Annotated in this window: 6 protein-coding genes; all 6 read left to right on the forward strand. The window is 73.0% G+C overall.

The genetic code is table 11. The features are described from left to right. Positions 1–101: 101 nt before the first annotated feature. Positions 102–827, forward strand: coding sequence for a Flp pilus assembly protein CpaB (gene cpaB, locus K6I34_RS29090; protein WP_229330384.1), 726 nt, complete (start codon positions 102–104; stop codon positions 825–827). A gap of 17 nt (positions 828–844) precedes the next feature. Next, entirely contained in the window at positions 845–2,545 is a 1,701-nt protein-coding gene (locus K6I34_RS29095; RefSeq protein ID WP_229330385.1) for an AAA family ATPase, read from the forward strand. Further along, positions 2,545–3,060, forward strand: coding sequence for a TadE/TadG family type IV pilus assembly protein (locus K6I34_RS29100; RefSeq protein WP_229330387.1), 516 nt, complete (start codon positions 2,545–2,547; stop codon positions 3,058–3,060). Before K6I34_RS29095 ends, K6I34_RS29100 begins: the two co-directional genes overlap by 1 nt. Further along, entirely contained in the window at positions 3,057–4,400 is a 1,344-nt protein-coding gene (locus K6I34_RS29105) for a CpaF family protein (RefSeq protein ID WP_229330389.1), read from the forward strand. The genes K6I34_RS29100 and K6I34_RS29105 overlap by 4 nt, the downstream gene beginning before the upstream one ends. Before the next feature lie 12 nt (positions 4,401–4,412). After that, positions 4,413–5,354, forward strand: a complete 942-nt coding sequence (locus tag K6I34_RS29110) for a type II secretion system F family protein (protein ID WP_229330393.1) — start codon at positions 4,413–4,415, stop codon at positions 5,352–5,354. Between the two features lie 13 nt (positions 5,355–5,367). Continuing rightward, the coding region (locus K6I34_RS29115; RefSeq protein WP_229330391.1) for a DUF5936 domain-containing protein at positions 5,368–6,254 on the forward strand (887 nt) is incomplete at its 3' end.

Below are 6,254 nucleotides of genomic sequence, written 5' to 3' on the forward strand. Positions count from 1 at the left end.
ACTGAGCGCGGTACCGCATCGCGAAACCACCCCTCTGCACCGCAGCCGCCGCCACCGTCGAGCAACCACCGGCCCCATCCCCGAACGAGGTCCGCCGCCCCATGAACTCTCGCCAGCGCCGCGGGGTCATCCTGCTGCTCCTGTCGGCCCTCTGCGCGCTCGGCGTGTTCGCCGGGGTCTTCTCGGTCGTCCATGACGCCGAGTCGAAGGTCGGCCCCGAGGCCACCGCCTACCGGCTGCGGGCCGACATCCCCGCCTACCAGCCGCTCGAACAGGCGGAGGACCGCTTCGAGAAGATCTCGATGCCCAAGCGCTGGCTGCCCGCCACCGCCGTCACCGACCTCGGCGAACTGACCGGGAAGATCGCCGTCACCCCGCTGCGCAAGGGCTCGCTGCTCCAGGAGGACATGATCACCGAGCGGCCCGAACTCAAGCCGGGGCAGCAGGAGATCGCCATCATGATCGACGCGGCGACCGGGGTGGCCGGGAAGATCAACGCGGGTTCGCGGGTCAACATCTACGCCACCTTCGACGGCAAGGACCAGGGCACCAAGCCCGTCTCCAAGGTCATCGTGAGCAACGCCCGGGTCCTCGCGGTGGGCAAGCTGAAAGCACTCGACCGCGACGGCGGCACGAGCACCGCAACCACCACCCGGCACGCGGGCGAGGCCGTGCCGATCACCTTCGCCCTCGACACCAAGGACGCCCAGCGCGTCGCGTACGCCGAGTCGTTCGCCTCCCACGTACGGCTCGCCCTGGTCGCCCCCGGCAGCAACGACGAGATCGGCAGCGGGGACCGCACCTACACGCTCGACGGCGACAAATAGGAGAGGCGAGGGACACGGTGACGCTCAGAATCCTCCCGGCTGTCGGCGACCCGGACACCGCTCGCGCCATCGGCGGGCTCCTCGGACAGCTCCCGGGGGCCGAACCCCTGCCGCCCGCCGGCGACTCCACCCGCCTCCTCGACACGCTCGCCGTGCTGGCCGCCTCCTCCGTCGAGGACCTCCCCGAGGTCGTCCTCGTCCACGAGCGCCTCGGGCCGTTACCCGCGCTCGAACTCATCCGCGAGGTGGCGCTGCGCTTCCCCGCCACCGGCGTCGTGCTGGTCACCGCGTCCCCCGGCCCCGCGCTGTACGCGGCCGCCATGGACTGCGGGGCGCGCGGCGTGGCGGCGATCCCCCTCTCGTACGACGAACTGGGCACCCGCGTGCAGGCCGCCGCCCAGTGGGCCACCGGAGTCCGTCGCCACCTCGGCGGCGGCGACGGCGGACCGGCACAGGGGCCCGGCGGCACCCTGGTCGCCGTCGCCGGGGCCAAGGGCGGGGTCGGCACGACCGTCACCGCCGTCCAGCTCGCCCTCGCCGCACGTGCCGCGGGGCGCAACGTCGCCCTGGTCGACATGGACCTCCAGTCCGGGGACGTCGCCTCCTACCTCGACGTGCAGTTCCGGCGCTCCATCGCCGACCTGGCGGGCATCAGCGACATCTCCCCGCGCGTCCTCCAGGACGCCGTCTTCCCCCACCCCGCCGGGCTCGCGCTGCTGCTCGCGCCCGCCGAGGGCGAGCGCGGCGAGGAGGTCGACGACCTCGCGTCCCGCCAGATCATCGCCGCCCTGCGCGGCCGCTACGAACTCGTCGTGGTGGACTGCGGCACCCAGGTCACCGCCGCGTGCGCCGCGGCGGTCGAGACCGCGGACGTGGCGGTGCTCGTCACCACCCCGGACGTGGTGTCCGTACGGGCCGCCAAGCGCATGGTGCGGCTCTGGGAACGGCTCCAGATCCGCAAGGCCGCCGAGACCGTCACCGTCGTCAACCGGTACACGCGCAGCGCGGAGATCCAGCCGTCCCTCGTCGAGCGCGCCACCGGCACCAGGACGGCCCGTACGACCGTCCCGGCGGGCTTCCGGGAGCTCCAGGCGGCCGTCGACTCCGGGCGGATGCAGGACCTCGACGCGCGGTCGGCCGTACGACAGGCCCTGTGGACCCTCGCCGCCGAACTCGGGCTCACCGGGCAGACCGCACCCTCCGGCAGGCCACGCACCGCGGCGCACGCGGACCGCTCGCTCCCCGGCGGCCTGGGCGCGCTGCGCAGACGCCGGGCGGCCATAGGGCCGGGCGGAGCGGGGGGCACAGGCGGTACGGGCGGTACGGGACCGGACCAGCTGGCCCCCGTGCCCACGAGCCGCTTCCGCAGGCGCGGCGGCGGGGACCGCGGTCAGGTGGCGGTCGAGTTCCTGGGCATCCTGCCGCTGATCCTGGTGGTGCTGGCCGTCGTCTGGCAGTGCGTGCTGATCGGCTACACCTACTCCCTCGCCGGCGACGCGGCCGACAAGGGCGCGCGCGCCGGAGCGGCAGGTGCCGACTGCGCGGCCGCGGCCCGTACCGACATCCCCGGTGCCTGGGGCACCGACATCGGCTGCGGTCCGGAGTCGGGTGTCTACCGGGCGAACGTCTCCCTGTCGGTCCCGGTCCTCTTCCCGGGGGCGATCAACTGGCCCTGGCAGGTAAATGGTTCGGCGGGCGCGGCGGAGGAGGGGAACTGATGTCACACCGGCGGGTGCCCCGTCAGGGGCGCGGGGAACTGCGCGCCCAGCCACGAACAGACCCGCAGCCGCGAACGCAGCGGAAGCGGCACCCCAGTAGGCGCACCCCGCGGCACAGCAACCGTACCCGGAAAAAAGACCGCGGCTCCGCCTCCATCGAACTGCTCGGCTTCCTCCCCGTCCTCCTCCTCGTAGGGCTCGCCGCCCTCCAGCTCGGTCTGGCCGCCTACGCCGTCCAGCAGGCCGGCACAGCGGCCCGCGCAGCGGCCCGTACCGCCACACAGGACGCCCCGCGGACGTCACCCGCGGCCGCGGGCCGAGCGGCACTCAGTACGTGGCTGAGCACAGAAGGCGAGCCGGACGCACCGCCGTGCGGTGGCGCCGGACAGACCACCGCCAGCGTCACCGTACGGATTCCGACGGTCCTGCCGTTCCTCGGCGACCGGTCCGTCACCCGACGGGCCACCATGCGCTGCCCGACGGACCCCCTGCCGCCCGTGAGGAGCGTGCCATGAGCCTGCGGTCACGGATCGTCGCCCCCGAGACCCCCGCCGAAGGCCGGGAGCCGGGCCACCTGGTGCCCGTCTACCGCGCGAAGCTGCTGGAGGAGATCGATCTCGCGGAGATGTCGTCGCTGGCCGCCGCCGAGCGCCGTACCCGGCTGGAGCGGGTCCTCGGGCACATCATCAGCCGCGAAGGCCCCGTGCTCTCCACCGCCGAGCGCGACCGGCTCATCCGCCGCGTCGTCGACGAGGCACTCGGGCTCGGCGTCCTCGAACCGCTCCTGGAGGACCCCTCGATCACCGAGATCATGGTGAACGGCCCCGACCAGATCTTCGTGGAGCGCGCGGGCCGCGTGGAGCCCGTCCCGGCGCGCTTCGCCTCGCACGAGCAGCTGATGCAGACCATCGAGCGCATCGTCTCCACCGTCAACCGCCGGGTGGACGAGTCCCATCCGATGGTCGACGCCCGGCTGCCCAGCGGGGAGCGCGTCAACGTCATCATCCCCCCGCTCGCGCTGAACGGCGCGACCCTGACCATCCGCCGTTTCCCGCGCCCCTACACGCTGCCCGAGCTCATCGGCATGGGCACGCTGGACGAGCCGATGCTGATGCTGCTGTCGGCGCTGGTGCGCGCGAAGTTCAACGTGGTGGTCTCCGGGCCGACCGGCTCCGGCAAGACGACCCTCCTGAACGCGCTCTCCGGCCTGATCCCGGAGGGCGAGCGCATCATCACCGTCGAGGACGCCGCGGAGCTCCAGCTCCAGCAGACGCACGTCATCCGCCTGGAGTCCCGCCCGCCGAACGTCGAGGGGAAGGGCCGGATCACCATCCGCGACCTCGTACGCAACTCCCTGCGCATGCGACCCGACCGCATCATCGTCGGCGAGGTGCGCGGCGGCGAGACGCTCGACATGCTCCAGGCCATGTCCACCGGCCACGACGGTTCGCTCGCCACCGTCCACGCCAACAGCGCCGAGGACGCCCTGATGCGCCTGCAGACACTGGCGTCGATGTCCGAGGTCGGCATTCCCTACGAGGCGCTGCGCGACCAGATCAACAGCGCCGTCGACTGCATCGTCCAGCTCGCCCGGCACCCCGACGGCTCGCGCCGCGTCGTCGAGGTCGCCCTCCTCGACTCGCACGGCCGGGAGGACTACCGCCTCACCACCGTCTGCCGCTTCGACGCCCAGCCTCTGGCCGCGGATCGCGTCGTGCGCGGGCGGTTCACGTGCCTGCCCCTCCCCGAACGCGTCGCCGAACGCCTGCGGATGGCCGACGAGCCCGTGCCGTCCGCCTTCGGCGTCGCCGCCTTCCCCACCGAACTCGCCGTCCGCGAGGCGAGGCAGAGGTAGCCGCCGATGTCCATGAACGCCCTCGTCCTGCTCACCGTCGGCGCGACCCTGCTGTGCTGCGCGCTCGGCACCGCGGGCGCGCTGTTCTACGCCTCCGGCAAGGCGCGGCGCCGGTCGCTGGTGGACCGGCTCTCCGACGCACCCGCGCTGCCGCCGCCCGCCGGGCGCACCCGCCACTTCCGCGGCTTGGACCGGCGGCTGCGCGCCACCCGCTTCGGCCGCCGTCTGGAGCGGCGCCTGGCGTCCACGGGGCTGGACGTCACGCCGGGCGAGTTCGCCGTCTGCGCGCTCGCCGGGGCCGCGGCCCTGTGGATCGTCGCGGCGTCCGTCCTCGCGCCGTTCTTCGGGCCGCCGGCCGCGCTCGCCGCCCTGTGGTCCGCTTCGGCCTTCCTGGGCTTCCAGCGCCGCAAACGCATCGAGCGGTTCATCAACCAGCTGCCCGAGCTCTCCCGCATCCTCGCCAACGCCACCCAGGCCGGCCTCGCCCTCCGCACGGCGCTCGGCATGGCGGCGGAGGAACTGGACAGCCCGGCGGGCGAGGAACTGGGCAAGGTCGCCGACCGGCTCGCCGTCGGGCACTCCGTCGACGACGCGCTCGGCGAGCTCGCCGAGCGGCTTCCCTCCCGCGAACTCGTCGTCCTCGTCACGACTCTCGTCCTGTCGAACAGGGCGGGCGGCACGGTCGTCACCTCGCTGCGCAATCTCACCCAGACCCTGGAGGAGCGCAAGGAGACCCGCAGGGAGGTCCGCACCCAGCTCTCCCAGGTGACCGTCACCGCGTATGTCGTCCCGCTGATGGGCGTCGGCACGCTGCTGCTGATGGACCGCATCGCGCCCGGGTCGATCGACCGGATGACGTCGGGCTGGCTCGGCCAGGCGGCCGTTGTCGTGGCTTTCTGCCTCTACGGGCTCGGCTTCCTCGCCATCCGGCGGCTGTCCCGGATCGACGTCTGAGGGGGGAGGGCGGATGGGTTTCCTGCTGGGTCTGCTGGCCGCGCTGTCCGTCGCGGGCGCCTGTGCCGGGATCGTGCTGTACCGCAGTGAGGTGAAACTGCCGACCGACCTGACGCTGGCCCTGGAGGTCGGTTCGACGCGCACCACGGTCGTCGGTTCCGCCGTCGACCGGCTCGGCATGCGCTACGCGCCGCTCGTGCTGCGGATGATGGGCGAGAAGCGCGTGGCGAAGGTCCGCGGCCGCATCGACCGCGCGGGGAACCCGGGCGGCCTCACAGTGGACAGGTACGCCGCCCGGCGCGCCGTCTACGGCTTCCTCGGCTTCGGCGGGGCCCTGGTCATGCTGCTGGACGGGCGGCTGATCGTGGCGCTGCTGCTGGTCGCCTTCGGGCTGTTCTGGATCGAGGTGGGCATCTGGGCGGCCGTTCGCGAGCGCAAGGACGCCATCGACCGCACGCTGCCGGACTTCCTCGACGTCCTGGCCGTCGTGGTCAGCGCGGGCCTGAGCTTCCGGCAGGCGCTCGACCGGGTGTCGGAGAAGTACGAGGGCCCCTGGGCGGACGAACTCCGCATCACCCTGCGCCAGATGGACATGGGTGTCAGCAGGCGTCAGGCGTTCGAGGAACTGCGCGCCCGCAACGACTCCGAGCAGGTCGCCCAGTTCGTGACGGCGCTCCAGCAGGGGGAGGAGCTGGGCGCGCCGATCGTCGACACGCTGATCGCGATCGCGGGCGACATGCGCCGCACCGACGCCCAGCGGGCCCGCCGCCGCGCGGCCCGCGCGGTGCCGAAGGCGACGGTCGTGATCACCACGTGCATGGTGCCGGGCACCATGATCCTCCTCGTGGCCGGATTCTTGCTCGGGTCGGGTTCGGTCGTCGGCTCGATCAAGGGGCATTG

This window comes from Streptomyces sp. UNOC14_S4, from assembly GCF_020740835.1.
In the GTDB taxonomy this organism is placed as follows: domain Bacteria; phylum Actinomycetota; class Actinomycetes; order Streptomycetales; family Streptomycetaceae; genus Streptomyces.

Bases quoted from the DNA above. Each gene is read 5' to 3' on its own strand.
- K6I34_RS29100 (WP_229330387.1), top strand. From the start codon at position 2,545: ATGTCACACCGGCGGGTGCCCCGTCAGGGGCGCGGGGAACTGCGCGCC.
- K6I34_RS29110 (WP_229330393.1), top strand. From the start codon at position 4,413: ATGAACGCCCTCGTCCTGCTCACCGTCGGCGCGACCCTGCTGTGCTGC.
- cpaB (WP_229330384.1), top strand. From the start codon at position 102: ATGAACTCTCGCCAGCGCCGCGGGGTCATCCTGCTGCTCCTGTCGGCC.
- K6I34_RS29105 (WP_229330389.1), top strand. From the start codon at position 3,057: ATGAGCCTGCGGTCACGGATCGTCGCCCCCGAGACCCCCGCCGAAGGC.